This is a genomic window from Acidiphilium sp. MT5, assembly GCF_054767495.1.
The window spans coordinates 25227-42446 of the sequence record NZ_BAABMR010000013.1 but is presented as its reverse complement, the minus strand read 5'-3'; the positions used below and the strand labels follow the sequence as shown (position 1 = coordinate 42446).

Genomic DNA, 17220 nt, shown 5'->3' with positions numbered 1-17220 from the left:
TGTTCTAATCGGCTCGCGTTTGATGCGCGCGCCGGACGTTTGATCGTTCCATGGTCTTCGTTTCTTTGGGCAAAGATGACAACATGAACCACCCGTCGGTTACAGATTTCGCCTCCTTCGATCTATCGCGTGATCAATCGCCCCGTCGTGCCGCTATTCGCGCGGCCTATCGCCGTGCCGAGCCGGACTGCCTGCCACCATTGCTTGAGGCCGCGTCGCTCCCCGCCGAACAAGCCGCGCGGGTGCAGGCCTTGGCGCAGCAGCTCGTCACGGTGCTGCGCGACAAAGGCGAGCACGGTTTGGTTGAAACCTTGTTGCAGGAATATGCGCTCTCCACGCAGGAAGGGGTCGCGCTCATGTGCTTGGCGGAGGCGCTCTTGCGCATTCCGGATGCCGCGACTCGTGATGCTCTGATCCGTGATAAAATTGGCCGGGGCGATTGGCGCAAACATTTGGGCGCTAGCCGTTCGCCCTTTGTCAACGCGGCGACTTGGGGTTTGCTGGTCACCGGCAAATTGACCGCGACCGCAAGCGAATCGGGCCTTTCTGCGGCCTTGACTCGATTAATTGCCAAAGGCGGTGAGCCGTTGATCCGCCAAGGCGTGCATGTCGCCATGCGGCTGATGGGTGAACAATTTGTCGTTGGTCAAACTATCGAGGCGGCATTGACCAATAGCCGCAAGCCGCAAGCGCGTGGCTTTCGCTATTCCTATGACATGCTCGGCGAGGCAGCTTTGACGGCGGCTGATGCCGCGCGGTATTATCAAGATTACGCTCATGCCATCAACGCCATCGGCCATTCAAGCCAGCATCAAAATCTGCTCGAAGGCCCCGGTATTTCAATCAAACTTTCAGCGCTGCATCCCCGCTACAGCCGTGCTCAGAAGGACCGGGTGATGGGTGAATTGCTGCCCCGTCTGCTGGCCTTGGTCGAGCAGGCGCGGACCTATAATATCGGCATCAATATCGATGCCGAAGAAGCCGATCGGTTGGATATTTCGCTCGATTTGCTGGAACAATTATGCGCAGCGCCAAGCCTCAAAGGCTGGGATGGTATTGGCTTTGTGGTGCAGGCCTACCAGAAACGCGCCCCTTTCGTCATCGACTGGCTGATTGATCTGGCGCAGCGCCATCAGCGGCGCTTGATGGTGCGCTTGGTCAAAGGGGCTTACTGGGACAGTGAAATCAAGCGCGCCCAACTTGATGGGCTGAGCGATTTCCCCGTCTTCACCCGCAAAGCGCATACGGATGTGTCCTACCTCGCTTGTGCTCGACGGATGTTAGCGGCCCCGCAAGCCATCTTTCCGCAATTCGCAACCCATAATGCGCAAACTCTCGCCGCCATTTACCATATGGCAGGCCCCAGTTTCCGCCCTGGCGATTACGAATTTCAGTGCCTACACGGCATGGCCGATGCGCTGTATCAAGAAGTTGTCGGCGGAAACAAGCTGAACCGCCCGTGCCGAATTTACGCGCCCGTTGGCACCCATGAAACGTTGCTGGCTTATTTGGTGCGTCGCCTGTTGGAGAATGGTGCGAACAGCTCATTCATTAATCAAATCGCCGATCCAACCATCGATTTGACCAAGCTCACAGCTGATCCCGTGCAAACCGTCCGTGCGATGGCCCCTCTGGGCGCGCCGCATCCACAAATCGCGCGTTCTGACGCTATTTTCGGCCTCGCACGCCGGAATTCGCCGGGGCTTGATTTGTCCGATGATGCCATATTGGCGCTACTGCAGGCGCAGCTCCACACGGCGTTAGGCCGTACGATCACCGCAGCGCCGATCCTCGCGCGGGCCGATCACGATGCGGGTGAGGCGCGCATCGTGTGGAACCCGGCGAACCCACAAGATCAAGTGGGTATGTGCGCCGATGCGACGCCAGCGGACATCGCAGCCGCATTCGCAGGCGCTTCTGCTGAGACAACGCCCAGCGTCCATGCGCCGGCCTTGCGCCGCGCCGCTGAGATGTTGATCGAGCAAACGCCGCTTTTCGTGAGCCTATTGGTTCGCGAGGCGGGCAAAACACTTGCCGCAGCCGTGGGTGAAGTGCGTGAGGCGGTGGATTTTATCCGCTATTATGCTCATGAAGCCCAGCGTCTCGATTGTGCGGCCCCTGCGCCGGGGCAGATCATCGTCGCGATCAGTCCTTGGAACTTTCCGCTTGCAATTTTCACCGGCCAGATTGTCGCGGCCCTGGCTGCGGGCCATGCGGTGTTGGCCAAACCGGCTGAGGAAACCCCCCTCATCGCGGCCGAAATGGTCCGCTTGCTGCACCAAAGCGGCATCACCCCGGCAGCCCTGCAATTACTGCCCGGCGATGGAGCAGTGGGCGCAGCGTTAGTGGCCGATTCCCGGGTCTCCGGCGTGTTATTCACCGGCTCAACCGAGGCCGCACGCTCAATTCAACGCAGCCTCGCCAACCGATTAGATCCAGCGGGGCGGCCTGTGCGATTAGTCGCAGAAACGGGCGGGCAGAACGCGATGGTCGTTGACAGTTCGGCCCTGCTGGAACAAGCCGTGGCAGACCTCATCGTCTCCGCCTTCGACTCTGCCGGCCAACGCTGTTCTGCAGCACGGATTGTGCTGGTGCAGACCGATATTGCAGATCGCTTCATCACCATGCTGAAAGGGGCGATGCAGGAACTGCGCGTGGGCAGGCCGGATGCGCTAACAACCGATATTGGGCCGGTCATCAACGTTGCCGCTGCATCGCGCATCACAACCCATATCGAGGCAATGCGGGCGAGCGGCTACCCGGTTTTTGCACCTTCCCTACCCGAAGCCCTCCCAGGCGCTAATTTCATTGCTCCCACCCTGATCGAAATTCCGGCGATCAGCGTTCTCGGTCGGGAAATATTCGGCCCTGTGCTGCATTTGCTGCGCTTTGAGCGCGAGGAACTTGGCGCGCAGATCGATCAGATCAATACGCTTGGCTATGGCCTCACCTTTGGCGTTCATAGCCGTATTGATGAGACAATCGAATTGGTCACACGCCGCATCCGGGCCGGTAATCTTTACGTCAACCGCACCATGATCGGCGCTGTCGTCGGCGTGCAGCCATTTGGCGGTCATGGCCTGTCCGGCACCGGCCCGAAAGCGGGCGGCCCGCTTTATCTGCCCAATCTGAACGCGGCCTTGGCCGATCCAACGATCATGAAATATCCGCTGCCACGCTCTGCCGAGGCATTCCGGAATTTCCTACACCATCACGGTATCCTCTTGCCGCCCGCGCAAACCTGCTTGGGGCTTGATATCGATTTGCCAGGCCCGGTCGGCGAGCGAAATCGTTATTGGCTCGAACCGCGAGGTTCGATCTTATGCATCGCAGAAACCACCGCGCAAGTGTGGCCACAAATTTTCGCGGCCCTCGCCACCGGCAATCGCGCCATCGTCGCGTGCGCACCAGCCAATGCATTGCTCGCGCAATTCACCGGTGCTGACGCTGGCTTTGTGCAAATCGGTACCGATGCCAATGATTTGGCGCTGGCATTGCATGCCGGCAGCGCCGAGACATTGCACGCGCTCATGATCCAGTTAGCGGAACGGCCAGGTCCGATTATTTCGGTTCTAACGGCGCAACCAGGCGATACGCCCTATGACCTGACCCGTCTTTGTGCCGAGCGTAGCTTGAGCGTGAACACAGCCGCGGCTGGTGGCAATGCCAGCTTAATGACCTTGGCCTGATTCATCACGAGTTCCGCGCAACTGACCTCTCAATCAGGATTGGTGGTTTACGCACCAAGAATTCCCGGAAGATCAAGCCTATGGTCCTGTGCGCACGCGAGCGCCGCCGGATAGCCAGCATCGGCGTGCCGCATCACCCCGGTAGCAGGGTCGTTCCACAGCACGCGACCAAGCCGCTCGGCCGCCTGCTGGGTGCCATCCGCCACAATCACCATGCCGGCATGTTGGCTAAAGCCCATGCCCACGCCACCACCATGATGCAGCGAGACCCAGGTTGCGCCGGAGGCGCAGTTCAAGAGCGCGTTGAGCAAAGGCCAGTCTGATACAGCATCGGATCCATCACGCATGGCTTCGGTTTCCCGGTTTGGCGAAGCCACTGAACCAGAATCCAAATGGTCACGGCCGATCACAATGGGTGCCTTCAACGTGCCGTTTGCCACCATGCTATTGAAGGCGAGCCCAAGCCGGTGCCGATCCCCTAAGCCCACCCAGCAAATCCGTGCGGGCAAACCCTAGAACTTGATCCGGGTGCGGGCCATATCCAGCCAGTGATGGAGATGATGATTATCCGGCAATATTTCCTTGACCATTTCATCCGTGCGATAAATATCTTCAGGGTCGCCGGACAATGCCGCCCAACGAAATGGTCCAATACCGCGGCAGAAGAGCGGGCGGATATAAGCTGGCACAAAGCCAGGGAAATCAAACGCATCGGCCACGCCCTCTTCAAGCGCAACCTGCCTGATATTATTACCATAATCGACAACGGGAATGCCGCGCCGCCAAAATGCTAACATGGCGCGCACATGCTCGGCCATTGAGCGCTTAGCCGCAATAGCGACGGCGCTTGGATCGGTCTCACGCTTGGCCCGCCACGCCTCAAGGCTCCAACCCGCGGGCAAATATCCATTGATAGGGTCGTGCGCGGAGGTTTGATCGGTCACACAATCGGGGCGGATATCTCGCCGCACCATTTCGGGAAGAATCTCAGCGGCGTTGCCGAGCAGTGCCACCGAGACCGGCTTTCGATCAGCGCATGAGCGCTCGATAATGGCCAACGCGTCATCCAGGCTTGTTGCTTGAACATCAACATAGCCGGTGTGCAGACGCATCTCGATGCGGCTTGGCTCGCACTCAATAGCGAGGCATGATGCCCCAGCCATGGTAGCGGCGAGTGTCTGCGCGCCACCCATACCCCCTAATCCTGCTGTTAGTATCCAGCGCCCGGCGAGGTCGCCGTTATAATGCCGTCGGCCCATCTCCACAAAAGTCTCGTAGGTGCCCTGCACAATCCCTTGCGAGCCAATATAGATCCAAGAGCCAGCCGTCATCTGGCCATACATCATCAGCCCAAGCCGATCGAGATGATGAAAATGATCCCAGGTTGCCCAGTGCGGCACCAGGTTCGAATTCGCGAGCAATACACGCGGTGCATCTACATGGGTGGTAAACACCCCAACCGGCTTGCCCGATTGGATGAGCAAGGTTTGATCCGCCTCCAGCTTGCGCAAGGTGGCAACGATCTGATCAAAGCACACCCAATTCCGCGCGGCGCGCCCAATGCCACCATAAACAACCAGTTCACTCGGATTTTCGGCAACCTCGGGGTCCAAATTATTCATCAGCATCCGCAAGGGCGCCTCGGTTAGCCAAGATTTCGCGGTCAACTGCGAACCGCGCGGCGCACGGATCACGCGGCTATTGGTCAAATTGGTCATGATGCGGCTCCTTTGGCCTGGGCAAAATTCACGCATAATTGCAGTATTTTTGACAAGATTTGCTGAGTCGATGCCGCAAATCCCGGATCATAGGGCGGCGGCCATGTTGCCTCGGTGACCGGTCCCAAAGGTTCGCGCAGATAGGCTCGGCAGGCCAACTCCATTTGCACGCCATGAATGCCTTGCGCCGGGTTTGCGTAATGCCGGGTCGTCCAGCCGCCCTTGAACCGGCCATTCACGATGGCGGACCGCCCGGCCTCTTCGCACAAGGAAACGATGCCCGCCGTCAGTTCCGGTGCGCAGGTGACGCCATCATTCGAGCCGATATTAAACTCGGGCAAAGTCCCAGAAAATAAGCGCGGGATGATCGAGCGGATCGAATGGCCGTCATAGAGCACCACCGCACCATGGAGCTGACGCAGGCGGGCCAGCTCGCCTTTGAGCGCCGCGTGGTAAGGTGCAAAATAGGTCTTCGTTCGATGCGCGATCATGGTGGCATCAGGTTCGCGCCCTGCCTGGTAGAGCGGTTCGCCGTCAAAACTGGTCAACGGGCAAAGCTCGGTTGTGGCTTGTCCCGGATAGAGCGATGCCCCGGTTGGATCGCGATTCACATCGATAATGCTGCGTGAAATCGAGGTGCGAAGAATGCTCGCATTGATCGGCGGGCTGCTGGCGATTTCATACAACAAATCGATCCACCAATCAGCGTCTTTGCGCGTCAGCCAAGGCGATCGAAAATCTTCCGCATACTCATCAGGTATAGACGTTCCCGTGTGCGGCAGGGCCAGGAGCAACGGCGCGGTTCCGCGCGTGAGTGAGAGCCATTCAACCATGCGCAGGCTCTAATATCGACGGTAATGGCACATCACCAACCGCGTGGATCATGGCACCGCTACGCACCAAGGCGGTCGCCTCGGTCAGATCAGCATGGAGATACCGATCAACATCGAGGAAAGGAACCCGTGCGCGCAGCGCGGTGCGCACCCTCTCCAGCGCAGCGCTTGAGGTCAACGGACGGTGAAAATCACAGCCCTGCGCTGCAGCGAGCAATTCAATCCCAATAACGCCCATGGCATTCTCCGCCATCGCCAGCAATCGGCGTGCCCCATGCGCGGCCATCGAGACATGATCTTCCTGATTGGCTGAGGTTGGAATCGAATCAACGCTAGCCGGGTAGGCTCGTTGCTTGTTCTCCGAGACCAAGGCGGCTGCGGTGACTTGTGGGATCATGAAGCCGGAATTCAGGCCGGGTTGCGGGGTCAAAAAGGCGGGTAAGCCCGACAGAGCCGGATCAATCAACATCGCCACCCGCCGCTCCGCGATCGATCCGATCTCACAAAGCGCGATGGCGATCATATCAGCCGCGAACGCAACCGGTTCGGCGTGAAAATTCCCGCCGGAAAGAGCCGTTTGGTCTTCGGAAAAAATCAACGGATTGTCGGTAACGCCATTGGCTTCGATGGATAATGTTGTTGCCGCATGGCGTAACAAATCAAGCACCGCCCCCATCACCTGCGGCTGACAGCGCAGGCAATACGGGTCTTGGACCCGTTGATCACCAACCAGATGCGAAGCCCGAATGGCCGAACCCGCCATTAAGGTGCGGAGCGCGGCAGCCGTTTCGATTTGTCCCCGATGGCGCCTGAGCGCATGGATGCGCGGATCAAACGGCGTATCAGAACCGCGCGCGGCCTCGGTCGCCAAGGCCCCGGTGATCAACGCAGTTGCAAACAAAGTTTCCGCTTCAAACAACCCGGCGAGCGCGCATGATGTCGAGAATTGCGTGCCATTCAGCAGCGCCAAACCCTCCTTCGGGCCGAGCGTGAGGGGCGCAAGCCCAGCACGCGCCAAAGCGTCACGAGCCGGCATGATCGCGCCGTCCACCATCATCGAGCCTGTGCCGATCATCGCGGCAGCCATATGCGCGAGCGGCGCGAGATCGCCGGAAGCCCCAACCGATCCTTGTGCGGGGACAATCGGCGTCAGGCCACGGGTGAGCAAGGCCTCTAACATCTCAATCGTCTGCGGTCGCACACCGGAGGCACCTTGGGCAAGGCTGGCAAGCTTGAGCGCAAGCATCAAGCGCGCCACCGGCACCGGCATTTTCTCGCCTATCCCGGCGGCATGCGATAACACGATATTGCGTTGCAAGGCCGCAAGGTCACCGGCCTCAATGCGCATCGTCGCCAGCTTGCCGAACCCGGTATTGATACCATAAACCACCTCGCCTTTCGCCATAATCGCGGCAACCGTGGCGGCACTTTGCGCAATGGCTGGACGACACGCCGGATCAAGGATGGCCCCAGCCCCCTGATAGATCTCACGCCATTGGTGGAGCGAGATGCCGCCCGGTGTTAGAGTGATATTTCGCATTGTCCCCTCCATATGCGGGCATGAAGCGGATTAAACCCCATGCGATAGACCAGTTCAGCCGGGCGTTGGACATTCCAGATCGCCAAATCACAATATTTTCCGGCTTCGATGGTGCCGATCTCATCGAGCCTGCCGAGCGCGCGTGCCGCCTCGCGGGTAACGCCGGCCAAGCACTCGGGCACCGTCAAGCCAAACAAGGTTGCAGCCAAATTCATTGTGAGCAGCAAGGATGTCAGCGGCGATGATCCCGGATTGCAATCGGTTGCCAGCGCCATCTTGGTTCCATAGCGGCGAAACGCGGCAATCGGCGGGCGCTGCGTCTCACGCGTGCAATAAAACGCCCCCGGCAACAACACAGCGACCGTCCCAGCCTGCGCTAGTGCGCGAGCGCCCTCATCGTCGGTATATTCCAAATGATCGGCTGATAACGCGCCAAAGCGAGCGGCCAGGGCCGCGCCACCCAGATTGGAAAATTGGTCTGCATGCAGTTTCACTGGCAGGTGATAATGCCGCGCCGCCGCGAATAATCGTGTTATCGATGAAGTTGAGAATGCAATCGCTTCACAAAACCCATCGACCGCATCAGCCAGTCCGGCCTGCATCATGGCCGGCAACATCGTCTCGCACACGGCGGTGATATACGCGTCATGATCGCCGCAAGCCTCGACCGGGAGTGCGTGCGCCGCGAGATAAGTCGTCGTTACAGTCACCGACCGGTGCTGCATGAGGGCGCGCGCGGCGCGCAATTGCCGCATTTCAACGTCAAGCACCAGCCCATAGCCGGATTTGATCTCGATGGTGGTGACGCCTTCAGCTAACAATGCATCCAGGCGCGGCAAAGCCGCCGCAACCAGCCGTTGCTCATCAGCAGCGCGCGTTGCCGCGACGGTCGCCAAAATACCGCCACCCGCCCGCGCAATGTCTTGATACGACACACCCTCGAGCCTTTGCTCAAACTCGTCAGCGCGGTCACCGCCATAAACAAGGTGCGTATGGCAGTCGATCAATCCCGGCGTGATCAGCCTTCCTTCACAATCAATGATCTCAGGGGCGTCCAAGTGCGGTGCCGCCGCGGCGGGACCGGCATAGACAATGCGGCCCCCGCGCTCCGCGATCAGTCCAAATTCAACCAAGCCCACCCCGGCTTGGTCGGGAGCCAGCGTGGCAAGGGTCGCATGTCGCCAAATTCGGTCACAGCGCATTCTGGTCCGTTCCGTCTTTTTATCCAGCGTTGAACTAATATGTCTATACATAATAGAACAAATCGCGTATGTCTAGTCCATATTTAATGGCAGCGAGGCGAGCAGCATGAGAGCGGAAACCGGGTCGCTATGGTTCGAAACAGCGTTGTTGCCGCAAGGCTGGGCGCAGCATGTGCGCATCATGCTGGCCAAGGGTTTAATCACGCAGATCGAAACCGGCGTGCCCCCAGTGGCAAACGAATCCCGATATTTCGCGGCGATCCCAGGGCTCGCCAATGTCCATAGCCACGCTTTTCAGCGTGGTATGGCTGGCTTGGCTGAGCGGCGCGGCGCATCGGACGATAATTTCTGGAGCTGGCGCGACATCATGTATCGCTTTCTCGATCGCATCACGCCTGAGGATTGCGCCGCCCTCGCAGCCCAGGCCTATATCGAAATGTTAGAATCCGGCTTCACCCGCGTTGCTGAATTTCATTATCTGCACCATGATCCGACGGGGAAACCTTATGAAAATCTGGCCGAAATGGCAGAGCGAATTGCGCAAGCCGCAACAATGAGCGGAATTGGCCTAACTTTACTGCCGGTATTTTACGCCCATGCCAATTTCGATTGTTCCGCGCCGCATCACGGCCAACGACGATTTATTACCAATCTCGATCAGTTCGGCGCCTTGGTTGCGGCCAGCCATCGCGCCATCAAATCATTAGAGGGCGCTGTGCTCGGCGTTGCGCCGCATAGCTTACGCGCCGCAACACCTGATGAGATTGCAGCGATTATACCGCTCGCCGAAAGTGGTCCAATCCATATTCACGCCGCCGAACAGACCAAGGAAGTCGCAGATTGCAAGGCTTGGCATGGGCGTCGGCCGGTCGAGTTACTGTTAGAACGAGCGGAGGTTGACGCCCAATGGTGCCTGATTCATGCAACTCATATGACCGATATCGAGGTGCAACAGCTCGCAGCGAGCGGCGCTGTGGCAGGATTATGCCCCATCACCGAAGCGAATTTGGGCGATGGCGTGTTCCCAACGCTTGATTTTATCAAGGCCGGTGGGGCAATCGGGATGGGTTCAGATTCAAACATCGTGATCAGTGCCACTGAGGAGTTGCGGCAGCTCGAATATGCGCAGCGCTTGACGATGCGCGCTCGCAATATTTTAGCCAATGGCGCGGGGGTCTCGACCGGGCGTAGCCTGTTTGACGCAGCACGCCAAGGCGGTGCGCAAGCCGTCGGCATCGAACAGCCCGCCCTGAGCGCGGGCTCGGTTGCCGATATTATCGCGCTCGATCAAAATGCCGTATGTTTTGTCGGGCGCACAGGCGATGCATTGTTGGATAGTTGGATCTTTGCTGGCCACGGGCAAGCGATTGCCCATGTCTGGCGCGCGGGCGTGCCGGTCGTTACCGATGGTCGGCATCGGGCGCGCGAGCAGATTGAAGCGCAGTATCGCGCCGCCATGAAGCGTATTCTGGCATGACCGATAATGCCGCCGCCATGCCGCTGCACCAACAAATCGTCACGGATTTGGAGGGCAAGATACTCTCTGGCGCATGGCCGCCTGGCCATCGCATCCCATTCGAGCATGAATTGACCACCCAATATCGTTGCGCGCGCATGACTGTGAATAAGGCGCTATCGGCCCTGGCCGCCGCTGGGCTGATCACGCGGCGGCGGCGCGCTGGCTCGTTCGTCGCCCAGCCGCCGACCCAATCGGCCATGCTGCATATCCCCGATCTGGCAACCGAAATCCGCGATCAAGGCGCGACCTATGGTTACCGGTTGATCAAACGGCGCATCGCCGGCGTGGAGGCGGCACCCCACGGCCTGATTGGCGCTGCTTGGCTCATTCTGGATGCGGTACATTTTGCCAATGATCGGCCCTTCGCCGCCGAAGCCCGTTGGATCAATCTTGACGCCGTGCCGGACGCTGCAAACGTCGATTTCGCACAAACGCCGCCCGGCTCCTGGTTGCTTGCGCAAGTGCCCTGGACCCGCGCCGCGCACGAAATTCGGGCACTCAATGCGAACACGGCGCTGGCAAAGACCCTCGCCGTCGCAAGAGATGCAGCATGCCTGATGGTAGAACGCCGCACCTGGCGAATCGATGACGCCATCACCTATGTGCGCCAGATTTTTCCCGGTGATTCCTATCGTTTAACGGCACATTTTTCTCCCTAAATCCTGATGCATCGTGGGGTGTGTCGCGCGCCGCGTCACGCAAGCAACGGGTCGATGTTCCCCTAAATTTCCAGTGAATGAGATATTTTGACCGTTTGAATGAGACATATTGATTTCGCTGGCCGGGCATGCAACACTCAACGGAATAGTAAGCGAAACGCATCGTGATGCGCACGAGCCAGCAGTGAGGCCAGCAGTGAGGAAGGACCCTTTAAGATGAAAATGACCACCGAAGAAGCCTTCGTGAAGGTGTTGCAGATGCACGGCATCGAACACGCTTTCGGCATTATCGGCTCGGCCTTTATGCCGATCTCCGATTTATTTCCGCAGGCGGGCATCACCTTCTGGGACGTTGCACATGAAACCAATGGTGGCATGATCTGCGACGGCTACACCCGTTCAACCGGCAAAATGGGCATGGCAATCGCCCAGAACGGCCCGGGCGTGACGGGTTTCGTCACCGCGATCAAAACGGCCTATTGGAATCATACGCCGATGCTGCTGGTAACCCCGCAGGCGGCAAACCGCACGATCGGGCAGGGTGGCTTCCAAGAAGTTGAGCAAATGGCGCTGTTTCGCGACATGGTTTGCTATCAAGAAGAAGTCCGCGATCCTTCACGCGTGCCCGAAGTGCTGAACCGAGTCATCACCAAAGCAAGGCGTCTTTCGGCTCCGGCCCAAATCAACATCCCGCGCGATTACTGGACACAAGTGATCGACGTGCCATTGCCCGCCATCATCGAGTTTGAGCGCCCAGCCGGCGGTGCCAACGCCATCGCCGATGCCGCTGCGCTGCTCTCGGAAGCAAAGTTTCCCGTTATTCTTTCGGGTGCCGGCGTGGTGCTGGCCAATGCCATCCCCGCTTGCGCCGCCTTAGCGGAGCGGCTGGATGCGCCGGTTTGCAACAATTACCAGCATAATGACAGTTTCCACGGCAGCCATCGTCTCGCCGTCGGCCCGCTCGGCTATAATGGCTCGAAGGCCGCGATGGAGCTGATCGCCAAGGCCGATGTTGTGCTCGCACTCGGCACCCGCCTCAACCCGTTCTCCACCCTGCCGGGCTATGGCATCGATTACTGGCCGAAAACCGCCAAAGTCATCCAAGTTGACATTAATGCTGATCGTATCGGCCTCACCAAGCCCATCGCCGTCGGCATTTGCGGCGACGCCAAGCTGGTTGCCGAAGCGATCTTGGCGCAATTGGCACCGCATGCTGGCGATCACCAGCGTGAAGCCCGCAAAGCGCTGATCCATCAGACCAAATCAGCCTGGTTGCAAACCCTGTCCAGTCTGGACCATGAGGATGATGATCCCGGCACAACATGGAATAACGATGCGCGCACCCGCGACCCTAACCGGATGTCACCGCGCCAGGCGTGGCGCGCCATCCAAGCCGGCTTGCCGCGCGATGCGATTATCTCCAGTGATATCGGCAATAATTGCGCAATCGGTAACGCTTACCCCACCTTCGAGCAGGGGCGCAAATATCTCGCACCCGGGCTGTTCGGCCCCTGCGGTTATGGGTTTCCATCCATCATCGGGGCCAAAATCGGCAATCCCAACACGCCCTGCGTCGGCTTTGCCGGTGATGGCGCCTTCGGTATTTCGATGAATGAAATGAGCTCGATTGGCCGGCGCGAATGGCCGGCTGTCACGATGGTGATTTTCCGTAATTACCAATGGGGCGCTGAGAAGCGCAATACCACCCTCTGGTACGACAATAATTTTATCGGCACCGAGCTGGACCCAGAGCTGAGCTACGCCAAAGTCGCGGAGGGTTGCGGCCTTAAAGGCGTTACCGTCAGCACCCAGAGCGAATTGACCGAGGCACTCCGCACCGCGTGCGAGGCACAGGCCCAAGGGGTCACCACCTTCATCGAAGTCATCCTCAATCAGGAATTGGGCGAACCGTTCCGCCGCGACGCCATGAAAAAGCCAGTCCGGGTCGCGGGCATCAGCCGTGAGGATATGCGGCCCCAAATCGTCTCGTAACGAAAATCGCCAACGGATCGGGTGCAATGCCCGATCCGTTCGCGCCACCCCGAATAATCCGCACCATCAAAGAGTCTTGAGTGGTGGCGCAGATGTTGATATCAATTCAATTGTCGTCCCATCGGAGAGCGCGTCTGATCGATCAGAAATCGATTTAGTTCAAGGGATCAACAATGACTGGATCGACTGCGAACGAGGTAAGCACCGAGATCCCAGCGATCCAGGCTGATGAAAACTTGCTCGCGGACCCTGCGATCACCCCAAGCCCATGGCGCCATGTTTCGCGTCTGACCACATTGCTGGTGATGCTGGGAACCCTGATCATTTGGCAAATCGTCAGCGATTTTCATGTTTTTCCACCCATTGCTCTCCCATCGCCGGTTCAGGTCTGGCGGGCTTTTCTCCGGTTGCTGCTCGCGGGCTATGGCGGGCACTCTTTGTTGGGTGATATCTGGGTCAGTTCAGTGCGGATCGGTATCGGATTCGCGGGGGCCGTCATCATCGGCGTGCCGGTTGGTCTGATGATGGCGCGGATAAAATTTGTTTTCCGCATGATCGATCCCTTCTTACAATTCGTCCGCCCGGTTCCGCCGTTGGCCTATATCCCGCTCCTGGTGGTCTGGTTTGGCATCGGCGAATTACCAAAAATCCTGCTCATCCTCATCGGCACGATCCCGGTCATCATCATTGGCACCATGTCCGGCGTGAAAGCGACGCCGCCACTGCGCATTTCCGTGGCAAAAACATTAGGCGCCAGCGAAAGCCAGATTTTCCGCCACGTCATTCTGCCCTCCGCCCTGCCAGAAATTTTTACAGCGATGCGCGTGGGCATTGGCGTGGCATGGACCTGTCTGGTCGCCGCCGAACTCATTGCCGCCAGCGAAGGGCTCGGTTGGTTAGTGCAATTCGCCGGACAGGCCCTGCAAGTGGCCATTGTCATCGTTGGCATCATCATGATCGGAATTCTAGGCTATGCCATGGAATTATTGATCCGCCTGGTCGAACGCTGGGCTGTCCCATGGCATGGCAAAGGATGATGTCACGCAATCAATAGAAGTTCGAATCGTAACAAGAAAGGAAAAGTCCATGTCAACCAAATCAGGGCAAACAGCCAAAAAATTCGCAAATGTCATCGGCGCCTCGTTATTCACGCTGGCCACCCTGACCACGCTGAGTAACACGGCCTGGGCCGGACAACCGAGTGTGACGATTGGCTATGAGAATAACGGGGCCGACCCTTACATGGTCACCCAAGCGCGGGGCGAATTTCAGAAAATGATCCCCGGTCATGTTCACCTCAAATTTTTCGCCTCTGGCCCCGCAGCGATGAGTGCGCTGGCCTCCAATAGCCTGCAATTCATGTGTGGTCTTGGCGTGCCGCCGTTCGTGGAAGCCATTTCCCACGGCTTGCCGCTCACCATCATTTACAATCAAGAGCGCTACTCAACCGGCGCAGGCATCGTCGTGCGTCCTGGTTCTGGTATCAAAACAATTGCCGATCTCAAAGGCAAGAAAATTGCCATTGTAGTCGGATCGCAATCCTCCTTCGAATTGGCAACCTTCCTCGCCGCCGCGCACGTGCCCTATTCGAGTGTCAAGCAAGTGAATATGTCGCCCCAAGACATGCTCATCGCTTGGCGCACCAAGGATATCGATGCGGCAATCGTCTGGGACCCGGTGTTGAATTCACTGCAAGCCCTCGGTGCGCGCGTGCTCAAAACCGATGCTGATCTCCCCGCGACAGCAACATCCTATAATATTTGTGTGGCCGACACGCATTGGGTCAACGCCCATCCGCAAATCGCGACCGATTTCGTGAGAGCCCTGAATGCAGGCGTGGCGTATACCAAGGCCCATCCGCACAAGGCGCTGGCCTTGATGGCAAAAGCATCCGGCGTGACGTTGCCGATCGCGAAAACAGAGCTTTCAGGCTACACCATTTTCGGCGGCAAAGCCCAATTGACGCCGGACGTGCTGGGCACCAAGCCATCCGCAACGCCATCGGCCACGGAACAAACCGTGGTCAATACCGCAAAAGTGCTGCTCAAATCGGGGCAAATCGATACGATGCCGCACGATCCCGCCGCTTCGGTCGATCCTCAGTTTGCCGCAGCCGCCGCAAAATAGGATCAGGCTGCATGCCAATCGCGATTGATCACGTCAGCAAGGATTTCGGCGCATTCAAAGCGATCGATGATGTCTCGCTCACCATCGATGATGGAACCTTCGTGACAATCCTGGGTTCCTCGGGTTGCGGCAAATCAACCTTGCTCAACATGATTGCGGGCCTCTCGTTCCCAACGCGTGGCCGCTTGATGCTCGATGGCCGCAACGTGACGGAGCCAGGCCCGGATCGGGTGGTGGTGTTCCAGCAGCCCGGCCTATACCCGTGGCTCTCGTTACGCGATAACATTGCGTTTGGCCTCCGCATGCAATCCTCCGCCCGCACGATCAACTGGCAGCGGGTCGATGAACTGATCGAGATCATCGGCCTGCGCGGCTTTGAGCAGCATCGCCCTTATGAATTGTCAGGTGGCATGCAACAGCGCGTGGCGATTGCGCGCGCCTTGGTGATGGCACCACGGGTCTTGCTGATGGATGAACCGTTCGGCGCGCTCGATGCTCAAACCCGCCACATCATGCAGCAATTCCTGCTTGATCTATGGGACCGTATCAAGGCAACAATCGTCTTCATCACTCATGATATTGATGAGGCCATTCTGCTGGCCGACCGTCTGGTGGTCATGAGCGCTCGCCCAGGCCGGATTGCACTGGAGACCAATGTTCCGCTTGAACGGCCACGGCATTGGGACATGTCGCTTGAGCCAGCCTTCCTCGCTCTGAAGCGGCAAGCGATGGATATTCTCAGCGCCTGATCGTGCCATCATCAACAAGCCGGCGCGCCATGGCGAGTAATGCCTGATCGCGGCCCGGTGCTGCAATCAGCGATAAACCAATCGGGCAGCCTTCGCTGATCCCGGCCGGAATGCTCAACTCCGGCAACCCGGCCAGCCCGGCAATTGCCGTAACTTTCAGTGTCTGTTGCCTAATCGCATCGAGTGTTGCGCGCTCAGCGTCGCGGCGCGGGGCAATGCACGGGCTGCTTGGCAAGGCCAACACCGCACCATCGGCAAGCAATGCCAGCACATGGGCGCGAAACGCTTCGCGGTTGCGCCGCGCGCCACGCACTTCGGCCAGGGTGATTTTCGAAGCCCCATGCAGCCGGTTCGCCGTAATCTCGGCCATCGCCGGTTTATGCGCCTCGATCCAAGGGCCCAGCGATTGCCATGCCTCCCGGCCATGGATCAGTGATTGGGTAACCAGCAAATCATCAAGCCCCTGCGGCCAAATGTTGATATCGCGCCTGGCATGCCCAGCCGCCTCAATCCGGTCACACACCGCGCCAATCACGGCAGCGACATCAGGATTGGCATTGTCAAACGACTCGCGCACCATAATCACATCGCCAGTCAGCTTGAGGCTGGCGGGCAGCAACACGTCGCCCACACGCTGCATGGTCGCAACATCCCGTGCAAACCAACCGGCCACATCAAGGCTCGGCACATAACGCGCGGCCCCCGCAAGGCTGAGCAACCCATAGCTTGGCCGCAGTCCGAATAGGCCACAATAGCTCGCCGGAATTCGCACCGAACCACCGGTATCCGATCCGATGCCGATCGCAGCAAGCCCCGATGCCACCGCACTGGCCGATCCGGACGATGATCCACCCGGCAGCCGGTCAGGCGCCGCCGGATTGAGCGGCGTGCCATACCATTGATTTTGACCTTCAAGCCCAAAAGTGAACTCAACCGTGATGGTCTTGCCGATAATCCGCGCACCCGCCTCGCGCAGTCGGCCGACAATCGGCGCATCAACCAGCGCCGGCGCATGCAGCCGCGCCCATGTTGCGTTGCCAAAGCTGGTAACGGTTCCGGCAATGTCGAAAACATCCTTCACCGCCACATCAAGTCCTGCCAACGGCCCATCCGGCGCGCCGGCAAGATCGAGGGTAGTCATCATGCCGTCATTGGCGTCTTGCGGGTTCATGCAGTTTGTCCTGTTGGGCTA

General features: G+C 58.7%; 11 protein-coding genes and 1 pseudogene. 7 read left to right on the top strand and 5 right to left on the bottom strand.

From position 1 onward, the window contains the following. Positions 1-83 precede the first annotated feature (83 nt). Complete coding sequence (gene putA, locus ACYUCQ_RS13955) at positions 84-3689, top strand: bifunctional proline dehydrogenase/L-glutamate gamma-semialdehyde dehydrogenase PutA (protein ID WP_460255161.1); 3606 nt, start codon at positions 84-86, stop codon at positions 3687-3689. 47 nt (positions 3690-3736) lie between these two features. On the opposite strand, the pseudogene hutU reads toward putA, so the two are convergent. From hutU to hutI, 4 genes and pseudogenes are all read right to left on the bottom strand, one after another. Next, positions 3737-5407: pseudogene (hutU, locus tag ACYUCQ_RS13950) on the bottom strand (urocanate hydratase). Further along, on the bottom strand, positions 5404-6240 hold the full coding sequence (gene hutG / locus ACYUCQ_RS13945; protein WP_460255160.1) for an N-formylglutamate deformylase: 837 nt from the start codon (positions 6238-6240) through the stop codon (positions 5404-5406). Before hutG ends, hutU begins: the two are co-directional and overlap by 4 nt. Then, positions 6233-7780, bottom strand: coding sequence for a histidine ammonia-lyase (gene hutH, locus ACYUCQ_RS13940; protein ID WP_460255159.1), 1548 nt, complete (start codon positions 7778-7780; stop codon positions 6233-6235). Before hutH ends, hutG begins: the two co-directional genes overlap by 8 nt. After that, complete coding sequence (gene hutI, locus ACYUCQ_RS13935; RefSeq protein ID WP_460255209.1) at positions 7762-8919, bottom strand: imidazolonepropionase; 1158 nt, start codon at positions 8917-8919, stop codon at positions 7762-7764. Before hutI ends, hutH begins: the two co-directional genes overlap by 19 nt. A 169-nt stretch (positions 8920-9088) precedes the next feature. Here hutI and ACYUCQ_RS13930 point away from each other — a divergent pair, with 169 nt between their 5' ends. The 6 genes from ACYUCQ_RS13930 to ACYUCQ_RS13905 all read left to right on the top strand — a co-directional run bounded on the left by ACYUCQ_RS13930 (position 9089) and on the right by ACYUCQ_RS13905 (position 16028). Next, positions 9089-10459 carry a formimidoylglutamate deiminase gene (locus tag ACYUCQ_RS13930; protein ID WP_460255158.1) on the top strand — a complete coding sequence of 457 codons (1371 nt, stop codon included), beginning with the start codon at positions 9089-9091 and terminating at the stop codon, positions 10457-10459. Beyond that, positions 10456-11160 (top strand): histidine utilization repressor, encoded by a 705-nt coding sequence (gene hutC, locus ACYUCQ_RS13925; RefSeq protein ID WP_460255157.1) that lies wholly within the window; start codon positions 10456-10458, stop codon positions 11158-11160. Before ACYUCQ_RS13930 ends, hutC begins: the two co-directional genes overlap by 4 nt. Before the next feature lie 216 nt (positions 11161-11376). Continuing rightward, complete coding sequence (xsc, locus tag ACYUCQ_RS13920) at positions 11377-13152, top strand: sulfoacetaldehyde acetyltransferase (protein ID WP_460255156.1); 1776 nt, start codon at positions 11377-11379, stop codon at positions 13150-13152. Positions 13153-13325: 173 nt separating this feature from the next. Then, the gene (locus tag ACYUCQ_RS13915; protein ID WP_460255155.1) at positions 13326-14189 is read left to right on the top strand and encodes an ABC transporter permease; all 864 of its coding nucleotides are present in this window, start codon (positions 13326-13328) and stop codon (positions 14187-14189) included. Positions 14190-14238: 49 nt separating this feature from the next. Continuing rightward, the gene (locus ACYUCQ_RS13910) at positions 14239-15279 is read left to right on the top strand and encodes a taurine ABC transporter substrate-binding protein (RefSeq protein ID WP_460255154.1); all 1041 of its coding nucleotides are present in this window, start codon (positions 14239-14241) and stop codon (positions 15277-15279) included. An 11-nt stretch (positions 15280-15290) separates the two neighbouring features. After that, a complete protein-coding gene (locus tag ACYUCQ_RS13905; protein WP_460255153.1) occupies positions 15291-16028 on the top strand; it encodes an ABC transporter ATP-binding protein in 738 nt (245 codons plus the stop codon). Here the strand turns inward: ACYUCQ_RS13905 and ACYUCQ_RS13900 are convergent. After that, a complete protein-coding gene (locus ACYUCQ_RS13900) occupies positions 16018-17199 on the bottom strand; it encodes an amidase (RefSeq protein WP_460255152.1) in 1182 nt (393 codons plus the stop codon). The genes ACYUCQ_RS13905 and ACYUCQ_RS13900 overlap by 11 nt on opposite strands. Positions 17200-17220: the final 21 nt, after the last annotated feature.